The 18319-nt window shown below is 64.8% G+C and carries 15 protein-coding genes; 6 read left to right on the top strand and 9 right to left on the bottom strand.

Annotated elements, in window-relative coordinates; genetic code table 11:
* Positions 1 to 12: 12 nt before the first annotated feature.
* The gene (locus tag DMR_RS20455) at positions 13 to 945 is read right to left on the bottom strand and encodes an ArsR/SmtB family transcription factor (protein ID WP_015862954.1); all 933 of its coding nucleotides are present in this window, start codon (positions 943 to 945) and stop codon (positions 13 to 15) included.
* 225 nt (positions 946 to 1170) lie between these two features.
* Here DMR_RS20455 and DMR_RS24800 point away from each other — a divergent pair, with 225 nt between their 5' ends.
* Complete coding sequence (locus DMR_RS24800) at positions 1171 to 1707, top strand: hypothetical protein (RefSeq protein ID WP_148208499.1); 537 nt, start codon at positions 1171 to 1173, stop codon at positions 1705 to 1707.
* Positions 1708 to 1715: 8 nt separating this feature from the next.
* Here DMR_RS24800 and DMR_RS20450 read toward each other — a convergent pair whose 3' ends face one another.
* Positions 1716 to 2036 (bottom strand): type II toxin-antitoxin system PemK/MazF family toxin, encoded by a 321-nt coding sequence (locus DMR_RS20450; protein WP_043601267.1) that lies wholly within the window; start codon positions 2034 to 2036, stop codon positions 1716 to 1718.
* A gap of 124 nt (positions 2037 to 2160) precedes the next feature.
* Here DMR_RS20450 and DMR_RS20445 point away from each other — a divergent pair, with 124 nt between their 5' ends.
* Positions 2161 to 2541, top strand: coding sequence for a response regulator (locus DMR_RS20445; protein ID WP_015862952.1), 381 nt, complete (start codon positions 2161 to 2163; stop codon positions 2539 to 2541).
* A gap of 63 nt (positions 2542 to 2604) precedes the next feature.
* On the opposite strand, the gene DMR_RS20440 is transcribed toward DMR_RS20445, so the two are convergent.
* From DMR_RS20440 to DMR_RS20415, 6 genes are all read right to left on the bottom strand, one after another.
* Positions 2605 to 5352, bottom strand: a complete 2748-nt coding sequence (locus DMR_RS20440; RefSeq protein WP_043601264.1) for a hybrid sensor histidine kinase/response regulator — start codon at positions 5350 to 5352, stop codon at positions 2605 to 2607.
* A gap of 171 nt (positions 5353 to 5523) precedes the next feature.
* Positions 5524 to 6537 carry an SPASM domain-containing protein gene (locus DMR_RS20435; RefSeq protein ID WP_015862950.1) on the bottom strand — a complete coding sequence of 338 codons (1014 nt, stop codon included), beginning with the start codon at positions 6535 to 6537 and terminating at the stop codon, positions 5524 to 5526.
* On the bottom strand, positions 6534 to 7760 hold the full coding sequence (gene amrB / locus DMR_RS20430; protein WP_015862949.1) for an AmmeMemoRadiSam system protein B: 1227 nt from the start codon (positions 7758 to 7760) through the stop codon (positions 6534 to 6536). Before amrB ends, DMR_RS20435 begins: the two co-directional genes overlap by 4 nt.
* 117 nt (positions 7761 to 7877) lie before the next feature.
* The gene (locus DMR_RS20425) at positions 7878 to 9497 is read right to left on the bottom strand and encodes a peptide chain release factor 3 (protein WP_015862948.1); all 1620 of its coding nucleotides are present in this window, start codon (positions 9495 to 9497) and stop codon (positions 7878 to 7880) included.
* Positions 9498 to 9696: 199 nt separating this feature from the next.
* Positions 9697 to 11193, bottom strand: a complete 1497-nt coding sequence (locus tag DMR_RS20420; protein WP_015862947.1) for an outer membrane homotrimeric porin — start codon at positions 11191 to 11193, stop codon at positions 9697 to 9699.
* A gap of 108 nt (positions 11194 to 11301) precedes the next feature.
* Positions 11302 to 11796 (bottom strand): AmiS/UreI family transporter, encoded by a 495-nt coding sequence (locus DMR_RS20415; protein WP_015862946.1) that lies wholly within the window; start codon positions 11794 to 11796, stop codon positions 11302 to 11304.
* Between the two features lie 602 nt (positions 11797 to 12398).
* On the opposite strand from DMR_RS20415, the gene glmS reads away from it, so the two are divergent.
* The 4 genes from glmS to DMR_RS20395 all read left to right on the top strand — a co-directional run bounded on the left by glmS (position 12399) and on the right by DMR_RS20395 (position 17385).
* Positions 12399 to 14222 (top strand): glutamine--fructose-6-phosphate transaminase (isomerizing), encoded by a 1824-nt coding sequence (gene glmS, locus DMR_RS20410; RefSeq protein WP_015862945.1) that lies wholly within the window; start codon positions 12399 to 12401, stop codon positions 14220 to 14222.
* 8 nt (positions 14223 to 14230) lie between these two features.
* A complete protein-coding gene (locus DMR_RS20405) occupies positions 14231 to 16159 on the top strand; it encodes an N-acetylmuramoyl-L-alanine amidase (protein ID WP_015862944.1) in 1929 nt (642 codons plus the stop codon).
* Between the two features lie 17 nt (positions 16160 to 16176).
* Positions 16177 to 16863: an orotidine-5'-phosphate decarboxylase gene (gene pyrF / locus DMR_RS20400; protein WP_043601260.1), complete on the top strand. Its 687-nt coding sequence runs from the start codon at positions 16177 to 16179 to the stop codon at positions 16861 to 16863.
* Positions 16864 to 17025: 162 nt separating this feature from the next.
* A complete protein-coding gene (locus DMR_RS20395; RefSeq protein ID WP_015862942.1) occupies positions 17026 to 17385 on the top strand; it encodes a type II toxin-antitoxin system HicB family antitoxin in 360 nt (119 codons plus the stop codon).
* Between the two features lie 132 nt (positions 17386 to 17517).
* Here the strand turns inward: DMR_RS20395 and DMR_RS20390 are convergent, their stop codons facing one another.
* Positions 17518 to 18192, bottom strand: a complete 675-nt coding sequence (locus tag DMR_RS20390) for a CatA-like O-acetyltransferase (protein ID WP_043601257.1) — start codon at positions 18190 to 18192, stop codon at positions 17518 to 17520.
* Positions 18193 to 18319: the final 127 nt, after the last annotated feature.

The raw sequence follows: 18319 nt of genomic DNA, 5'->3' as shown, positions 1-18319 counted from the left end.
CGGCTCCTTTGTCTAAGCGGGTTGGCGGGGCGTCGCCACGGCGCGGGCGGCGACGAGCCCGTTGTTGACGGGATGTTCGGACCACTGTGCCAGATCAAAGCCGGCGCGGTGAAGCCATTCGGTCAGTTTCTCGCGGGAAAAGCCCAGCCAGCGGTCGCCGAAGCGGCGTCGCATGGCTTCGTCCTCGTGGGGGGCGAAATCGATGACCACCAACCGTCCGTCCGGGGCCAGCACGCGCCGGGCCTCGGCCAGGGCGGCGGCCGGATCGGGCAGGTGGTGCAGGGTCAGGCAGATGACGGCAAAGGCGGCCTCGCCGTTGGCCATGGGCAGGTGTTCCAGTTCGCCCATGCGCACGCTGACCGGCAGGCCGTGGGTGCGGCGTTCGGCCAGGGCCAGCATGGAGGGCGAGCTGTCCACGCCGATGACGGCCCCGGCGCGTTCGGCCAGCACCGGGAGCAGATCGCCCGGGCCGCAGCCCAGGTCGGCGGCGGCGGCCATCCGGTCGGGCATGACCTCGCGAACCAGGGCGGCGGGGTCGAGATCGCCCAGCACCTCGCGGCGCAGGGCGGCCCAATCGGCAGCGATGTCGTTGAAAAAGCGGCGCGTTTCCAGCCGGCGCTCGCGCAGCACGGCGTCCACGGCGGCCAGATCGGCGTCATGGCCGGCGGCGTCGAGAAACGGGGCCAGGCAACCGAGAAACGCGGCGGCCGGGCCGGCGGTCACGGCGCTGTAAAAGGTCCAGGCCCCTTCGCGCCGGCTGCCGAGCAGCCCACAGCCGACGAGGATGGCGAGGTGTCGCGACACGCGGGACTGCCCCATATCGAGGACGGCGGTGATTTCGCCCACGGACAGTTCATGGCGCGAGAGCACGCGGACGAGGCGCAGACGCGTTTCGTCGGCCAAGGCCTTGAACCAGGGGAGTGGGGTGGCGTCGCTTTTGAGCATATCAAGATATCCTGATATGCGGGTTTAGTGATTTTTTGGGGGGAGGTCAAGGGGGTTCATTTTAATGTTGACTAGTGGCTAGCCTTTCGGTGAATAAGGAATACGATTTGAATTTGCCGATTTTGTGTTATTGTCGTCGCAAGCCGGTGGCTATTTGGTCAATATTATATGATGGTTGATTTTATATGATATATGATATATGACTCTGTTCCTTGGAAGCAATCTTTGATTAGAGCCGCTAATTGGCTAGAGCGAATGAGGTTTGAAGAAGATGATGCTAAGGCTGAAAAGCAATTTGTCCGATTTGAAAAAGAGTTGTTTTTTGGATTTTATCTAGTAAGAAAGTTGTTTGATACTTTAAAAATATCAGACGCAACAAAGCAGTGCGTTATTTTTGTTCAGTGTTTTCCGATAGTCGAGATGGTCGAGTATTTCAACAGAGACGATATAGATAGGTTTACAGATTTCGATCGTGAATATGTCAAGATGGTGGCTTTGTATGAACTCTGCAACCAATTTGTGCACAGCTATATTTTTGTTCCACAGATTGATGAGGAAAATAAACTACTAGGATGTTTTGTAAGCTCTGAGAGGAATTGTTCGCCAGACCGGATAGTGGTTTCCTCGAAACGACCAAAAGTCTATTTTGTAGGCTTGGCAGATATTGTTAGTATATTCCGAAGAGTAGGAAAGGATTATCCTTCACAATTTACTAGATTTTATGACGAAAAAGAACAAGAATGGAAGTCATTTGTTTCCTGACTGCCTCATCACCCCACTATCACCCCCACCCTCGCCAACACCTCCTCCATGACGCCTGCCGGCACGCTCTCCAACTTCCGGCCGCCGCGCGCCGCCACATCCAGGGCGCGGGGCTGGTCGCAGCGCACCACGCCGGTGGTTCGCGTGCCGGCTCCTTCCAAAGACACGGCGAAGCCGGCCGTGCGGGCGAAATTGCCGCCGGTGGTGATGGGCAAGACGACAGGCGTGCCGGTGAGGCGATTAAACGCCCCGGGCGAGATGATGAGCACCGGCCGCGTGCATTGCTGCTCATGGCCGGCCGTCGTGGTTTGGCATCCCCGTCGCGCCAGCCCCCTCCCCGCCCGTCTGCGCGCCCGGCCCTTCCCTTTCCCCGCGCCGTTTGACGATAACGGCTCAATGGCCGTATAGTCATTGTTCTCAACTTATGCCGCGCAACCCGCAGAGGGCGCTTTCATGGGCAATGCCGGGAAAATTCTGGTCGCGGACGATTCCGCGGTCATGCAAAACGTGCTGAAGAAGATTCTGCTCGGCATCGGCTGCCGGGACGTGCGCACCGTGGCCAACGGCCAGGCGGCCTGGGAGTTGCTGGAAAGCGAGAAAGACTTTGAGCTGGTGTTCGCCGATCTGCGCATGCCCCGGCTGTCCGGCCTGGCGCTTTTGGACAGGATTCGCCAGTCGCCTGCCATGCAGGCCCTGCCCGTGGTCATCATCAGCAGCGAGGCCGATCCGGCCCGCATCCTGGAAGCCGGCCAGCACAACGCCACGGCCTATGTGGTCAAGCCGTTTTCCGTCGAGAAAATCTCCGGCGTCGTCAAAAGCATCCTGGGGCGGTAGCCGGTCTCCCGGCTTCGGCGGGGCGTGGCGAGACGTCGGCCCGGCCGGCTGCCGTCGACGCGGTCAGTCCGCCTTGGGCCGTGCGCGCGCCAGATAGTCCGTGACGGCCTGCTCGGTTTCCCGGGCGGCGTCCAGCAAGCGGGCAAAGGCGGCGTCCTCGCAGGGTTCCTGATTCTTGAGCGTCTTTTCTATCACCGTCGCCACGGCGCAGAGCTTTTCCGCCCCGAGTTGTTGGGCCAGTCCCTTGAGCGAATGGATTTCAAAGCCCAGCTTGTCCGCCTCGGGCCTGGACTGCACCAGGGTGATGTCGATGCGCTGCGTATTGTATTTTTCCAGATAGCCTTCGCAGACTTCCCTATAGAGTTCGGCGTCGCCGCCAAGTTTGAGCAGGGCCAGTTCGCTGTGCAGCGTCCGGGCGTTGCCCTGGCCGTCTTGTGGCGTGTCCGGTTCCGGCTGGCCCGACGCGCCGTGTTCGTAGCGGCACAGTCCGGTCATGTTTTGGTGCAGCAGCAAAATTTTCTCATAGAGCACCTGCGGATCAAGGGGCTTGGTAATGAAGTCGTCCATGCCGCAGGCCAGGCATTCGTCCCGGATGGTGTCCAGGGAATAGGCCGTCATGGCGATGATGGGGACGTCCTTGTTGAGCGGCGTGGCGACGCCGTCCCGGATCATGCGACACAGCTCGATGCCGTTAATTTCCGGCATCTCGATGTCCAGGAAGACCATGTCGAACAGGGCGGTCTTGAGAAATGTCAAGGCTTCCTGAGCGCCCTGGGCCAGGATGGGTTCCTGGTTGAGCAGCGAAAACACTTTCTGGGCCACGCGCAGGTTCATGGGGTTGTCGTCCACGACCAGAATCATCAGGCGGTCGAGGGGGGCCTCGCGTCCCTTGGCGGCATCGGGCCGGGCGAGGATGTGGTTGTAGTCGCCTTGGGCAAGGGGCAGGCGCACGGTGAAGCTGCTGCCTTCCCCCGGCGTGCTCTCGACGGTGATTGCGCCGTGCATGAGGCCGACGAGCTGTTTGCAGACCGACAAGCCAAGGCCCGTGCCGCCGAACTTGCGCGAGGTCGAGTCGTCGCCCTGGGTGAAGGGTTCGAAGATGGTGTCGAGGCGGGCGCGTTCGATGCCCACGCCGGTATCGCTGACGGTGATGGCGATCTCGTAGCCGCCGGCCGTCGCGTCCGTGGTCGCCGAGGCGGTGACGGCGATGCCGCCGAGCTTGGTGAATTTGAGCGCGTTGTTGGTCAGGTTGAGCAGGATTTGCCGCAGCCGGGCCGGATCGCCCCGGACCACGACGTCGGCGCTGTCGTCGAGAAGCGTGACGAGCTCGAGGTTTTTCTTGTTGGCCAGGGGCAGCATGAGCCGGGTGGTGGATTCGATGACGCTTTTCAGGTTGAAGTCGATGGTTTCCAGAACGATCTTGCCGGCTTCGATCTTGGACAGGTCAAGCAGATCGTTGACGATGGTCAGCAGGTGGTCGGAGGATTCCTTGATAGCCGTCAGGCAGTCGCGCTGGTCGGCGGTGAGGGCGGTACTCAGGAGATAGTCGTTCATGCCCTTGATGGCGTTCATGGGCGTGCGGACCTCGTGGGTCACCTTGGCCAGGAAATCCGTCTTGGTCTTGTTGGCCTGTTCCGCGACGACCTTGGCTTCTTCGAGCTTCTGGCGGATTTTCTCGTTCTCGACGTTTTTCTCCTGCAAACGCCTGGTGCGTTCCTTGACCAGATTTTCCAAGTTGAGCTTGTAGTTGGTGATTTGGGAAATATAGAGGCTGATGTAGCGGGCCAGCTCGCTGATTTCGTCGTCGCCGGAGATGGTGACGTCCTTTTTGGCGCCGAAGACGTTGATGGTCTTGTTGATCTCGGTGATCTGCGATTTGATGCTTAATATGCGGCGCAGCACTTTGCGTTCGATGAGAAACAGGATGCAGCCGATCAGCGCAAAGCCGCCGCAGATGAGCAGGATGGAAGACTTTAGCGAGGCGCTCTGCCCCAGTTTGAGGATTTCCTTGTCTCCGGAAACGATCAGATCAAGAGCTTCCGCTCCGGTGATGTCCTTGAGCTTGACGTGGCCGGACAAGGTGGATTCGTTGGTGTCGTAGATGTGAACGGCCAGCTCCGAGTCTTCGGTTTGCAGATGTTCCGTTTGCACCTGCCGGCCCAGAGGCGCGCTGTCGAAATGGTCGGCCAGGGTGAAGCGCAACCGGGTCTTTTCCTCGATTTTCTTGATGATGGGTTCGGTCAGGTCGCGGCCCATGACCAGCGTCCCCAGCTTGGGCGCGGCGCCTTCGCTGTCGGAAATGGGACAGCTGGCGATGATGGTGAAGGTGTCGTGCAGGCTGGCGATGCCACGTATCCGGCCCTCCTGGTCGTCGGGCCGGAGCATGGTCGTTTGGTGGAGAATGATGTCCCGGACGGCCTCGTCGAGCTGGGGTGCAAAGGCATCGTCCGCCTTGCGGCTGGCCGACCAGACGATCCGGCCTTCGTTGTCGACGAAGGCGATGAAGGCCAAATCCAGGGAGCCGAGCGTCCTGTCGTTGAGGTTGGAGCGCACGAAGTCGGGCTTGTTTTTCTGCATGAACTGGTAGCTGTCGTCCCAGACGGCCCAATCAACGATGATGTCGTCGAGCTTTTGCACCTCTTCATCCAGGAAATTGGCCACGCGCACGGTGTTGTTGGCCAGCGTCACATAGGCAAAGCCGGAAAAGGTCTGGGTCAACAACAGGCTGTTGAGCAGGATGTAAAAGGCGAGGAGGACGGCGGACCCCAGGCAGATCCAGATCAGGGTGAATTTTCGTATGGAGACGGCCATGTCGCGACTCCGCGCGCAGCGAGGGTTGCATGTCGGTTCGGGGCAGTGGGCGCTGCCCACAAACTGTCTCACATTCCGAGGCGCGATTGAACCGGTTTTTGGCGCTTTCGTGGGCGGAGAAGACGGGAATTCCGGACGTTGGAGGCAATTCCCGCGCCGAGGGGCGCGTCCCTAGGCCACATCCACCCAGAACGACCGCCAGCAGCCGGCGCAGCCCTCGGGCGGCGTGTCGGTGTCGTGGCAGTAGCGAAATTCCCGGTACTCCGGCGCGTTCCAGACGGCGGGCAGGGCATCGACGTGCAGATTGCCGCGCACGTCGCGGGGGAAGGGCAGGGTCGCGCCGTGGAACCGGTAGCTGGCTGGATCGGCTACGGGCACGTTTCGCAGCGCGCACGGGCTGACCGCGCCGTCGGCGGCGATGAAAAGCGTGCTGGCTGGCCGGTCCGGGCAGCGAAAGCGGGTCAGTCCGCCGTGCACCAGCCGGCTGTCCAGGCGCAGACCCAGCCCGGCCGCCTCTTCGGCGGCGGCCCGCAGCCGGGCGGCCAGGGCGTCGAAGGCGTCCTGATCGGCCGGCACCAGGGCGTCGTACTCCGTCTCGGGGCCGGTGGCGTAGGACAGCGGCCGCACATGGACCGCGCCGACCCCAAGGCCGGCCAGAAAGCGCGGCAGGGCCTCAAGCTCGCCCTGCTCCAGCCCGGTGCGGGTCAGGGCGTAGCGCACCTCGATTTGCGGCAGCTTGGAATCGTGCACGGCCTTGACGGCGGTGAGCCGGTCGATGGCGGCCAGGGCCGCGTACAGGCTTGTGCCGCGCCGCCGGAAATTGGCGTCCTCCATCAGCCCGGCCAGGGGCAGCACGACCACGTCGATGTCGTCGCGCGTCAAGGCCGAGGCGTGCTCATCGGCCAGACGCACGCCGTCGGTGGCGAGCACCGTGCGCGCCCCGGCGTGCTTGGCCGCGGCCAGCATGGCCAGGATGTCCGGGTTGGCCAGGGGATCGCCCCAGCCCTGGAACCGGACTTCGGCCACGGCGTCGATGTCGCGCAGGGCCTTTTCGAAAAGGGCCAGGGGCAGGTCGTGGTCCAGCCAGCGCTTCTTGTGGCCGGCCCGGATGGTGAAGCCGATTTCGGCCCGGCTGCGGGACGAGGCCTCGACAATGAGCCGGTCAAGGACGATGGGCGCGCTCATTTGGGGCAAAAAGCGGCGGCGGCAAAGCTCACGGCCGAAAGCGTCGGGGTTTCGCGCATGATGTCGTGGGAAAGCAGCGTCATGGACGACGGCGGCAGGATCTCGGCCAGGGTGGCCAGGGCGGACAGGCCGCAGACGTTGTAGGCGTCGCCTACCCGGGCCGACTCGGCCCAGAAGGCGTCCGCGTCGCCGGCCCCCAGGGCGGCCAAGAGCGCCCGGTCGTGGGCCAGGGCCGCCGCTTCCAGGGCCTCGGCCGGCTCGGCATGGCCGAACTTGCCGCCGATGTGGCAGAAATCCACGCCGGCCACGATGAGCGTGTCGGGCTGGGATGCCAGCTCGGCCAGGGCGTCGAGGAACGGGCCGGCGCAGTCGCGGAAGGCCTGCCGCGTGGGCGCGTCCATCACCCCGGCCGGCGAGCCGCACAGGACGGGGACCATGGCAAAGGGCGCGTCGCCCAGAAGGTGGCGCAGGAACACGGCCTGAAATTCCACGGAATGCTCGGCCTTGTGGGGTAGCGTCGAGGCGTCAACGGACCGGCCGCCGGCGGCGCGCAGCCTGGCCACGGCCTCGGCGTCGGCGCCCACGTCGCCGAGCGGCGTGGCAAAGGCCTTGTCCGTGAGACAGAAAAGTCCGTCGATGATCTGGTGGCCGACGCCAAGGACGATGACGCGCTTGGGCGCGGCGGCCTTGATGGCCGCGCCCAGGGCGGCGTAGGCGGCGGCGTAGGCGGCCCGGCCGGCCTCGGGATCGATGTGCGGCGCGATGACGGCCTTTATGGGGCCGGGGGCGGTGCAAGCCTCTGGGGCCTCGGCCAGCACGGCGTCGAGATAGGCGGCCAACTCATCCCCGGCGTCGGGGTAAGCCTGGCCGGCGAACACCGTCTCGCGCCGGGGCGCGGCCTCGAAAGCGGCGGCGATGGCCGCCTTGCGCTCCCGGTAGCGGGGCGAATCCATGAGTCCGGCCGCGTCGAGCTGTTTGACGAGCCCGGCCACGTCGTCCGCGGTCACTTCCCGGCCGCCCTGGGCCTCGGTGACGGCGGCGGCCACCTCGGCCAGGCTGCGCCGGCCGTCCATAAGGGCCATGACCGGCAGCAGCCCCTGAGGGATGCCGGTGCCCCAGGGTACGATTTCCAGGCGGTCGCGCACCAGGATGGTGGGTTGGCCTTCGTGGTCAAAGGGAATGAATTCGAGGTCGTGCCGGGCGCGGGGAGTGTCGTATGTCATGGCCGGGCAAGGTAGCCCAGGGAGCCGGCCTTGGCAACGCGACACACGGCCGGCCAAGGACTGGCCCGGCCGCGTGTCGGCCAACAAAAATGATCGTCTTATTGCAGGGACGGGCTGCTAGGCCGTGGCGTCGGCGCACTCCCGGGTGGCCTCGAACCGGATGGATTTCCAGCGTTCCACGGTGCGTTCCATCATCCAGTCGCTGGTAAACAGCATGACCCGATGGCCGCCGGCGTCGGTGGCCAGGGCGTCGGATTCCTCATGGACAAGCTTGTCCAGGGCTTCCTTGCTCTCGGCGAACAGCCAGCGGGCGGCGTTGAACTTCGTGCCGACCAGATCGACGTCCACGTCGTATTCCGAGGCCAGACGCTGGGCGATGACCTCGAACTGCAAGGCCCCCACGGCCCCCAGCAACATGCCGCCGCCGTTTATGGGCCGGAAGAACTGGATGGCCCCTTCCTCGGACAGCTGGGTCAGGCCCTTGTCCAGCTGCTTGGCCTTGAACGGGTTTTTGAGCAGCACCCGGCGGAAATGCTCGGGCGCGAAATGCGGGATGCCCAGGAATTTGAGCGGTTCGCCCGTGGACAGGGAGTCGCCGACGTTTAACGTGCCGTGGTTGGGGATGCCGATGATGTCCCCGGGCCAGGCTTCTTCCACGCCGCTGCGTTCCTGGGCCATAAAAAGGATGGCGTTGGAGGCCTTGATGTCCTTGCCCAGGCGATGATGGCGCAGCTTCATGCCCCGGTTGAAGCGGCCGGAGCAGATGCGGACAAAGGCCACCCGGTCGCGGTGGGCGGCGTCCATGTTGGCCTGGACCTTGAAGACCAGGCCGGTGAACTCTTCTTCCAGGGGGGATATTTCCCGAGGGGCGGCCGCCCGGGGACGCGGCCCCGGGGCGAGGTCCACTACGGCTTCCAGCAGTTCCCGAACGCCGAAATTATTGATGGCGCTGCCGAAAAAGACCGGCGTCTGCTTGCCGGTCAGGTAGCGCTCCATGGAAAAGGGATAGCCCGCGCCGTCGAGCAGCTCCACGTCGTGGCGAAGACCGGCGGCTCCCGCGTCGCCAAGCAGTTCGTCCAGGGCCGGATCGTCCAGACCCTGAACGATCACGCCCTCCCGGGGGCGGGCGCCCTTGTCGGCGGCCTCGAAAAAGCGCAGCCGGGCCTGGCGCAGATCGTAAACTCCCTGAAATCCCTTGCCCATGCCGATGGGCCAGGACAGGGGCGCGGCCTCGATGCCCAGGCTCTGCTCGATGTCGTCGAGGAGTTCCAGGGGCGAGCGTCCCTCGCGGTCGAGCTTGTTGATGAAGGTGATGATCGGCGTGTCGCGCAGACGGCAGACGTCCATGAGCTTTTTGGTCTGGGTCTCGACGCCCTTGGCGCTGTCGATGACCATGAGCGCCGAGTCGGCGGCGGTGAGCACCCGGTAGGTGTCCTCGGAAAAGTCCTGGTGGCCCGGGGTGTCCAGGAGATTGACGGCATGGCCGTTGAACTCGAAATTCATGACCGAGGAGGTCACGGAAATACCGCGCTCGCGTTCGATGGCCATCCAGTCCGAGGTGGCGTGGCGACCGGCCTTTTTGGCCTTGATGGCCCCGGCCATGGCGATGGCCCCGCCGAAGAGCAGGAGCTTTTCCGTGAGGGTGGTCTTGCCGGCGTCGGGGTGGCTGATGATGGCGAAGGTGCGGCGGCGAGCCGCCTCGCGGGTAAGTTCCTTGAGAAAGAGCTGGTTTTGCATGGTAAAGTCGCTTTGAGCGTTCTGGCGTGGTTCCTTGTGTTTTTGGGCAGGCCACGCGTAGCCCATCACGGGGCCGCTGTCCATGCGGCGGCGGCGCGGCGGCTGCGGCCGGGTGGGGCGGACGCGGCCGGTCCGAGGCGACAAAAAACCGCCGGAGCCTTGCCGGGCTCCGGCGGTCGCGTCGTCGGCGCGGGCGGTCCTAGAAGGTGTACTTGAAGCCGAAGGAGACTTTCCAGGCGTCTTCGGCCTTGTTGGCCAGGCGGCGGCCCCAGACGCTCTGCTGGAAGGCGCTGGGGTGGGCCCAGCCGGTTTCCATGATGAGCGCCAGATTTTCATACAGCATGTACTTGGTGTCGAAGTTGAGTCCCATGACCCATTCGCTGGCGGTCAGGTCGCGGCCCATGACGAAAATGGGGTTGGAGCCCAGCACTTCGTTGGCGTAGCGGATGGCCTTGGAAGAGTTGTTGCCGTGGACGTAGGCGAACGTCAGGCGTTGGGTGAGCTTTTCAATGAAGCTCACGTTATTGAGCGACGCGCCAAAGCCCCAGGCGCCGACAGGGGAGATGCCCATGTTGGAGCCCTTGACCAGCTCCTGGCCGCCATCGAAGAGGAAGCTGTTGCCGGCGTTCCAGGACTGGGTGCCGCCGTTATGTTCGCCGCCGCGGCCGGAGCCGGGGAAGAAGTTGGGCATGCGCTCGGAACCGTTTCTGGTGGAGCTGTCCTCGCCCGTGGACCAGAAGCCGAAGGCCTGGGGGGTGAGCATGGTCAGGCCAGTGTATTCGACGGCGGCGTCGATGAACCAGCCGTTGCGGACGTTCTTCTGGTATTCGTTCATGCCGTGCTGGCCCCAGATGACGTCGGCGTAGAACTTGAGCGGATCAAGGGCCGTGACTTCCAGGGTGGTGCCGGCCCACAGGGCGGTGATGAAGTTGTTTTTCCAGCCCACCGGGGAAACGGCGAACAGCCCGGCGGAGATGAGTCCTTCGGCCCAGCCGGCCTCGGTGAGGTAGTGCCCGCCCTTGCCGCCGACGCCGAACAGGGCCCACGGGGTGGCCTTGAAGCCTTCGACGGTGATGGGCAGGGCCAGCATGTAGCCTTCTTCGTTGGAATAGATCGAGGTGGTGGTGGGGGCGTAGGTGCGGTCGCTGGCAATGGTGCGCACATAGGCCAGGATCATGCTCAGGTGGTCTTCAATCAGCGGCGCGCTGATGATGAGCGAGGCCACGTCTTCGTCGAAAATGATGCTGCCGGCGAAAAAGGAACTCTGGGGTATGGACGCGGGCTGCAAGCCGGCGCTGATGGAAACGTCGCAACCGGGCCATTTGAACGACAGATAGGCCTGGTAGACTTCGAGGGCCACCTGGGGATTGGCTGCGGTCAGGGTGCCATGGCCCCAGACGTCCTCGACCTTGATGCCCAGGCGGAACTTGACGGCTTCATTGGCAATGAAATCCGAGCGCAGGCGAAAGCGCTCCCAGATCTCGAAGCGGTCCTCGGTCCTGGTGCCGGCACGCTGGATGGTTCCGGCCTCATTGATCCATTTGGCGCTGTTCCAGCCGGTGAAGTTGCGGTTGGCGAAAAAGTTGCCGTAGACCAGGGCGTCTCCGGTCATCCGCACTTCGGTGGCTGCCTCGGCGCGGACGGCGGCGGTCGTGACCAGAACGGCGGCCAGGATCGTCAGCAGTAAGCGTTTCATGATTCCCTCCTCCAAAGGTCGTGACAAAAACAACAATACCGAAACCGACGGACGCGATATCGGACAGGCCCGGATCGCGGCGAAGCGATCCGGGCCTTTGGCCGCGGGCTAGAAGGGCAGCGGCTTGCCCGAAAGCAACAGGAAGGCGGGGATGTACAGCCCCACCGGGACCCAGATGATAAGCGACCAGGCCAAGAGCTTGGCCGAGAGCTTGTTGTAGGCGTTGAGCCACACTTCCAGGGTGAGCACGGTGTAGCCGGCGCAGGCCAGGGTGAAATAGCCGCTGCCTTTCACGTGGTAGTACAGCAGCATGTAGATAAAGGAGATAATGGCGACGGTGAGGCTCACGTTGCCCACGGAGCGCAGGTTGTCCAGGCCGGCCAGCAGCGCATAGGCCACCACGCAGTAGAGCAGGCCATGGGCAAAAAGTAGCCCGGCCGTGAAAGCGTCGTTTTGGATGGCGTTGATAAATGCTCCGAGCACCACGCAAATGCCGACAAAGGCGCAGATGGCCCCCGTGCCCTTGGCTTCGCCGTAGCCGAGAAACAACAAAGCCACGGGCAGCCACATCAAGGAAATGGCGATCAAGATAGCCAGCGTCATCGAAACCCCCTCCGTTACGTTGTGTGTAAAACCCCGCTTGAAACCTCCCGCCGAATAAACCGTTTACGCCAAGGCCGCGCCTCCTGGTCCAGGGGAGGCGGGCACGCCGGAGCCCACGGCCGGACAGCGGCAAAGACCGCATGGTCATGCGACGGCATGGGGAAACCGCGCGTCTTCCCGGTGGCTATGGGTTGCCGGGGCATAGCAAGTATCGGCCCCTTAAAAAATAACTGGAATTTTGGTTAGTTAAGAATTTATGGCAAGCGCATCGCCGGGCCTGTGGGACTCCTGCACACAGTCGGCAGGGGGGCGAAGACGCGCCAGGGCTGGAATCGTTACGATTTGGCAAGTGATGTCGGGAGGTTGTCGCCTTGACGACATTTTGTCCTTTGGGAGAGGGGGTGCGGGTCAAAATTTCCCGGCCAGGCGTGGCGGGTCACTTTGCCCCGCTCGCATTTTCCGGCCGGCTTGTCCGCGCGCGGTTGCAACACGGGCCAAGCCGGGCTAGATACGCCACAGCACGGCGAGGTTTCGCGGTCGGCCAGGGCGGCCGGTCCCGGCCGCCGTTCCAGCTTGCGCCCGGCGCGCCAGGAGAGCCTATTATGTGCGGCATCATCGGATATTGTGGACACCGGCCGGCCGTCCCGGTCATTATCGAAGGTCTCAAACGGCTGGAATACCGGGGCTACGATTCCGCCGGTGTGGCGTTTTTGCAGGGCAGGGACCTCGTGTCCGTCAAGGCCGAGGGCAAGCTCGGCAATCTGGAAACCAAGCTCGCCGCCCAAAACGTCTACCTGGCCACCTCGGGCGTGGGCCACACCCGCTGGGCCACCCACGGGCTGCCCACCGAGAAAAACGCCCATCCCCACCTCGACGCCTCCCGGGCCATCGCCCTGGTCCACAACGGCATCATCGAGAACTATCAAGAGATCAAAAAAGAGTTGGCCGAGTCCGGCATCCGCTGCGTGTCCGAGACCGACACCGAGGTGCTGGCCCAGCTTTTGGGCCTGTATTTCAAGGAAAAAGGCTCCCTGGCCGAGGCGCTCTCCGCTGCCCTGGCCCGGGTCGAAGGCTCCTACGCCGTGGTCGTGGTCAGCCGGGACAACCCGGGGATGCTCTACGCCGCGCGCAAGCATTCGCCCCTGGTCCTGGGCGTGGGCGTTGGCGAAAACTTCCTGGCCTCGGACATTCCGGCCTTTCTGCCCTATACCCGCGAAGTGGTTTTCCTTGACGACGGCGAGATGGTGCGCATCGACGCCGGCTCCTGGCAGGTCATGGACGCGGCCACCCTGGCTCCCAAGGAAAAGGCGATGCGCCACATCTCCTGGGACGTGGCCGCGGCCCAGAAGGGCGGCTACAAGCATTTCATGCTCAAGGAGATTTTCGAGCAGCCCCGCGTTGTCGCCGACTGCCTGACCGGACGGATCGACCGGGAAACGGGATCGGCCTGGCTGCCGGAGCTCGAACCCCTGCCGGCCCCGGAGCGGCTTTTTATCGTGGCCTGCGGCACCTCCTACCACGCCGGCTTATGGGGCATGTACCTCATGGAGCAGTGGGCCGGCATCCCGACCCGGGTGGAGATCGCCTCGGAGTTGCGCTACCGCGACCCCATCCTGGGTCCTGGCGACACGGTGGTCGCCATCAGCCAGTCCGGCGAGACCGCCGACACCCTGGCCGGCATCCAGCTGGCCAAGGCGCGCGGGGCCAAGGTCATCGGGCTGTGCAACGTGGTGGGGTCCAGCGTCGCCCGCGAGGCCGACGTGGTGCTTTATACCCAGGCCGGACCGGAAATTTCCGTGGCCTCCACCAAGGCCATGTGTTCCCAGCTCACCCTGCTCACGCTCATGGCCTTGGTCTGGGGCCGCAAGCGCGGCGTGCTGCCGGCCGAGGTGGCGGCCAAATGCCTGCCGGCCCTGGAAGCCCTGCCGGCCGAACTCGACGCCGCCCTGCCCGGCATGCGCGACCGGGCCAAGGCCCTGTGTCGGGTCTACAGCGAAGCGAGAAGCTTCCTCTACCTCGGTCGGGGGCTGTACTACCCCATGGCCCTGGAAGGGGCGCTCAAGCTCAAGGAAATCTCCTACATCCACGCCGAGGGCTACGCCGCCGGCGAGATGAAGCACGGCCCCATCGCCCTTATCGACCCCAAATTCCCGTCCTTTGCCCTGGCTCCGGTGGACGCGCTCTATCCCAAGGTCAAGTCCAACCTCCAGGAAGTCCAGGCCCGGGGCGGCAAAATCGTGGCGCTGACCCATCCGGGCGCCGACCTCGACGTGGACCATCCCTGGGAGGTGCCGGCCGGCTGGGGACCCCTGGCCACCTTCTTCATGCTGCCTGCGCTGCAGCTTTTCGCCTACGAAATGGCCGACTACCTCGGCAAGGACGTGGACCAGCCCCGAAACCTCGCCAAGAGCGTCACCGTGGAATAGGCGGCGGCGTGGCGGGCACGAGCGTTTCGATCCGGGCCTGGACGGTCCTGGGCGTCGTCCTGGCGCTTGTCCTGGGGCTGTCCCTGGCTCCGGGACAGGCCGGGGAGGCCCTGGCGGCCAAGACCCGGGCCAAGGCCGCCGGCCAGGTCCCGGAGAGTGCCTACGACAAGGCCGTGGGGCGTTTCGATGCTCTGCGCAAGGACCCGGCCTCGGCCGGCCGGCGCGACCTGTGGAAGGAACTCGACGCGGATTTCGCCGCCCTGGCCAAGGCCGGCGGCAACACGGGTCAAGGGGCCAAGGCATTGTATTATCAGGCCTGGACCAATGCCGAGCTGGCCAAGCGGTCGGTCCTGGACGCCGATTACGAAGCCGCCGCCAGCCTCTACGGCCGGCTCGCCCAGTCCTTCCCCACCCATGCCTGGGCCGATGACGCGCTGCTGCGCCGGGCCGTGATCCTGGCCGAGAACCTCAAGCGTCCCCTGGAGGCCAAGGCCGACCTGGAGACCCTGGTCCGCAAATATCCCAAGGGCGACATGGCCGCCCAGGCCCGAAAATTCCTGGCCGCCTTCGGCGATGCGCCGGCCGCCAAACAGGCCGAGCCGGCCAAGTCCGCCGAACCGGCCAAGGCGGCCGAGGCCCCGGCCGCCAAACCCGCTGCGGTGCCGACCCCAGCCAAGCCGGCCGCCGAGCTGGCCACGCCGGCCAAGCCCGCCTTTCTCAACAAGGCCGAGGTGGAAGAAACGCCGGGCGGCAGCCGGATCACCCTGACGCTCTCCCGGGAGACCGGCTACCGCTACCAGATTCTCGATCAGAAACGTCCGGACGGCGCGGCCGTCAAGCGCCTCTACATCGACCTCGACAACGCCCGAACCGGCCCCAGGCTGGCTTCGGAGAAGCGTTACGGCAAAGGTCCGGTGTCCCGGGTGCGGGCCGGCTATTTCACGCCGGAAACCGTGCGCGTGGTGCTGGAGCTGGAGAGCCTCTCCGGCTACGAGATCCGCTCCGAAACCGGCCCCTTCCGGGTGGTCCTGGACGTGGCCGGCGACAAGGGCCGCGCCGCGCCCGAGCCGGCCAAGGCCGAGGCTCCGGCCAAGGCCGCGCCGCCTGCGGCCAAGGAAACGCCGGCCCAGACCGCCGCCCGGGAGGTCAAGGCTCCGGCCACGCCGCCGCCCTTGCCCTCGGCCCCGGCCGCCAACCTGCGGCCTCCCGAGCAGGCCCGCAAGAACGCCGGCAGCCTCATCGAACAGTTCGGCCTGACCCTGCGCACGGTCATGATCGACCCCGGCCACGGCGGCAAGGACCCCGGAGCCCAGGGTCTGTCCGGGTTGACCGAAAAGGACGTGAACCTGCGATTCGCCAAGTTCCTGGGCGAGGCGCTCCAGAAAAAGGGCTTGAGCGTCATTTATACGCGCACCACCGATGTCTTCATCCCCCTGGAAACGCGCACCGAGCTGGCCAATTCCAAGGGCGCCGACCTTTTCGTCTCGGTGCACTGCAACTCCCACACCGACAAGACCTCGGCCGGCATGGAAACCTATTCCTTAAACCTCGCCACCACCCAGGAAGCCGTCCGTGTGGCCGCCCGGGAAAACGCCGCTTCCCAGAAGAAAATCAGCGACCTGCAAGCCATCCTCACCGACCTCATGCTTTCGGCCAAGACCGCCGAGTCCCGCGACCTGGCGAAATTCGTGCAAAAACGCTCCATCGCCGCCGTGCGCGGCGACTATCCCACCCGCGACCGGGGACCCCACGAAGCGCCGTTTTTCGTGCTCATCGGGGCCAACATGCCGGCCGTGCTGGTGGAGCTGGGTTACGTCACCAATCCGGCCGACGCCCAGCGCCTGTCCTCCGACGCCTATCTGCGCGCCCTGGCCCAGGGCATGACCGAGGGCATCCTGGCCTATAAAAAGCGCCTGGAACGCTACGCCAACCTCTAATCCACCGCGTGAGCCCCATGACCGCACCATCCGCCGACCGCCGTCTCATCGTCGCCCTGGACGTCCCCACCGCGACCCAGGCCCTGGAACTGGCCGACCGCCTGTCGCCCCAGGTCAATTTCTTCAAGGTCGGGCTGCAGCTCTTTCTCGACGCCGGCTTTGCCGTGTGCGACGCGCTTTCCAAACGCGGCCACGAGGTCATGCTCGACCTCAAATTCCACGACATCCCCCAGACGGTGGCCCTGACCACGGCCCAGCTGGCCAACCACGACATCGCCCTGGCCACGGTGCACGGCTATCCGCAGGTGGTGGCCGCCGCCGCCAAGGCCAAGGGAAAGACGAAGATCCTGGCCGTCACGGTGCTGACGAGCCTGGGACAGGAAGAGCTGGAGCAGTCGGGATTCGCCGGCACGCTTGCCGATCTGGTGCGGCTGCGGGCCGAGACGTCGCTGGAGGCCGGAGCCGACGGCATCGTCTGCTCCCCCCTGGAGACGGCGTTTTTGCGCAAGGCGCTTGGCGGCAAGCCCATCATCGCCACGCCGGGCATCCGGCCCCTGGACAGCGTCGCCGACGACCAGACCCGCACGGCCACGCCCAAAGCCGCCATCGTCGCCGGCGCGACCCACATCATCGTCGGCCGCCCCATCACCAAAGCCCCCGACCCGGCGGCGGCGGCCAGGGAGATTTTGGCGGAGATCGGCTAGCGCGAGTGCGGGGGGAAGAGGGAACCCCTTTTTGAAAAAAGGGGTTCCCTCTCCCCCCGCGCCCCCCTCTCCTTCCCCAAAAACTTTTCAAGGGGGTGGTTGGAGACGGGCGTGGAGCGACTTCCTGGCCCTTGTCGATGCCGCGACCTAAGGAGCCCGGTGATGGAAACTCCTCGCTATCCATTCGAAATAACATTGCTTGATGAAGACGACGGCCCGGGCTACCTCATCACTTTTCCTGATCTGCCCGGCTGTATGTCCGATGGCGCGACCGTCGAAGAGGCCATTGCCAACGGCGCGGACGCTGAAAAGGCCTGGATCGATGCTGCCCGAAAATGGGGCGACGCCGTGCCCGAACCGGGGCAGGGGCCGAACAAGACCGGCGAGTTTCGCACCCGCGTGCCCAAGAGCCTTCATGCCCGGTTGGCCCGGCAGGCCGCCGTGGAGGGCGTCAGCATGAACACCCTGGCCGTGGCGCTGCTGGCCGAAGGCCTCGGCCGCCGGCAGGCCGGGGGGCGATAGACCCGTCGCCATACAAAAGGCGGCCCCGTCAGGGAGCCGCCTTTTTCCGGGGCCTTTCCGGCCCCGCACCATCCTCAAGTAGATCGCAATAACTCACCACCGTCCTTCCCCATTCGGGGTTTCCAAAGGGGGTCACCCCCTTTGGCCGCCGGAGGCTTCTCCTCCAAACACCCTCTCAGGCTCGGCCATCACCGCCTCAATCCCCCCGAAAAACTCCCCCACATGGCGGCCGTCCACGAAGCTGTGCAGGGCTTCCAGGGCCACGGGCATGGTCAGGCGGCTCGGGTCGATCTTGCCGAAGGCCACGCGCGGCACGGAGTCGCGCCAGGGATCGTCCCAGGGATTGGACAGGGCCGTGAAGGCCACGTCGGGCAGGTTGGTCATATAGATGAGCCCTTGGCTTTCGCCGCCCGGGGGCGTCAGGGTCGGGGCGGCGTCGGCCGCCTGTCGTGCCGCCTCCATGGTCTGGCGGAAGCGCGCGAAGGAGGCGTCGTAGGCGGCGACGCAGTTGGCGTGCAGGTCGCGGCCCTTGGGCTGGTAAGTGAAGGCGGCGTCCACCTGGGCGAATTCCACGGGACGTAAATCCACTAGCCGCTGGCGCAGTTCCGGCACGGCGTTGGCGCTGCGCATGATGGCGTAATAGACGCAGTCCGACAGGCGCGGCTTTCCGTCGCCACACTGCTGGCGAAAGCGCAACAAGTTCTCCACGCTAACCGGCGCGGTGACCGCAACGCAGGGGTTTCGCCGGGACTGGAAAAAGGCAAAATGCTCCCGGCGGGGCCAGGTGTTCAGGTCGATCAGCTTCATGGGACACCGTCCTGTCATCTGGGAATGGCGTTGCTTATCCGGCGCTGACGCTGCCACGAATCAGCCAAAACGAAAAGGCGGCCCCTTGCGAAGCCGCCTTTTTTGGCCAACTGGCCTCAAACTATCC

This window comes from Solidesulfovibrio magneticus RS-1, from assembly GCF_000010665.1.
GTDB lineage: Bacteria > Desulfobacterota > Desulfovibrionia > Desulfovibrionales > Desulfovibrionaceae > Solidesulfovibrio > Solidesulfovibrio magneticus.
Note: the sequence above shows the minus strand (reverse complement) of the source record. Positions and strands in the feature narration are given on the sequence as shown.

Bases quoted from the DNA above. Each gene is read 5' to 3' on its own strand.
- DMR_RS20455 (WP_015862954.1), bottom strand. From the start codon at position 945: ATGCTCAAAAGCGACGCCACCCCACTCCCCTGGTTCAAGGCCTTGGCC.
- DMR_RS20440 (WP_043601264.1), bottom strand. From the start codon at position 5,352: ATGGCCGTCTCCATACGAAAATTCACCCTGATCTGGATCTGCCTGGGG.
- DMR_RS20390 (WP_043601257.1), bottom strand. From the start codon at position 18,192: ATGAAGCTGATCGACCTGAACACCTGGCCCCGCCGGGAGCATTTTGCC.
- DMR_RS20395 (WP_015862942.1), top strand. From the start codon at position 17,026: ATGGAAACTCCTCGCTATCCATTCGAAATAACATTGCTTGATGAAGAC.
- glmS (WP_015862945.1), top strand. From the start codon at position 12,399: ATGTGCGGCATCATCGGATATTGTGGACACCGGCCGGCCGTCCCGGTC.
- DMR_RS20420 (WP_015862947.1), bottom strand. From the start codon at position 11,193: ATGAAACGCTTACTGCTGACGATCCTGGCCGCCGTTCTGGTCACGACC.
- DMR_RS20415 (WP_015862946.1), bottom strand. From the start codon at position 11,796: ATGACGCTGGCTATCTTGATCGCCATTTCCTTGATGTGGCTGCCCGTG.
- DMR_RS20445 (WP_015862952.1), top strand. From the start codon at position 2,161: ATGGGCAATGCCGGGAAAATTCTGGTCGCGGACGATTCCGCGGTCATG.
- amrB (WP_015862949.1), bottom strand. From the start codon at position 7,760: ATGACATACGACACTCCCCGCGCCCGGCACGACCTCGAATTCATTCCC.
- DMR_RS20435 (WP_015862950.1), bottom strand. From the start codon at position 6,537: ATGAGCGCGCCCATCGTCCTTGACCGGCTCATTGTCGAGGCCTCGTCC.
- pyrF (WP_043601260.1), top strand. From the start codon at position 16,177: ATGACCGCACCATCCGCCGACCGCCGTCTCATCGTCGCCCTGGACGTC.
- DMR_RS20425 (WP_015862948.1), bottom strand. From the start codon at position 9,497: ATGCAAAACCAGCTCTTTCTCAAGGAACTTACCCGCGAGGCGGCTCGC.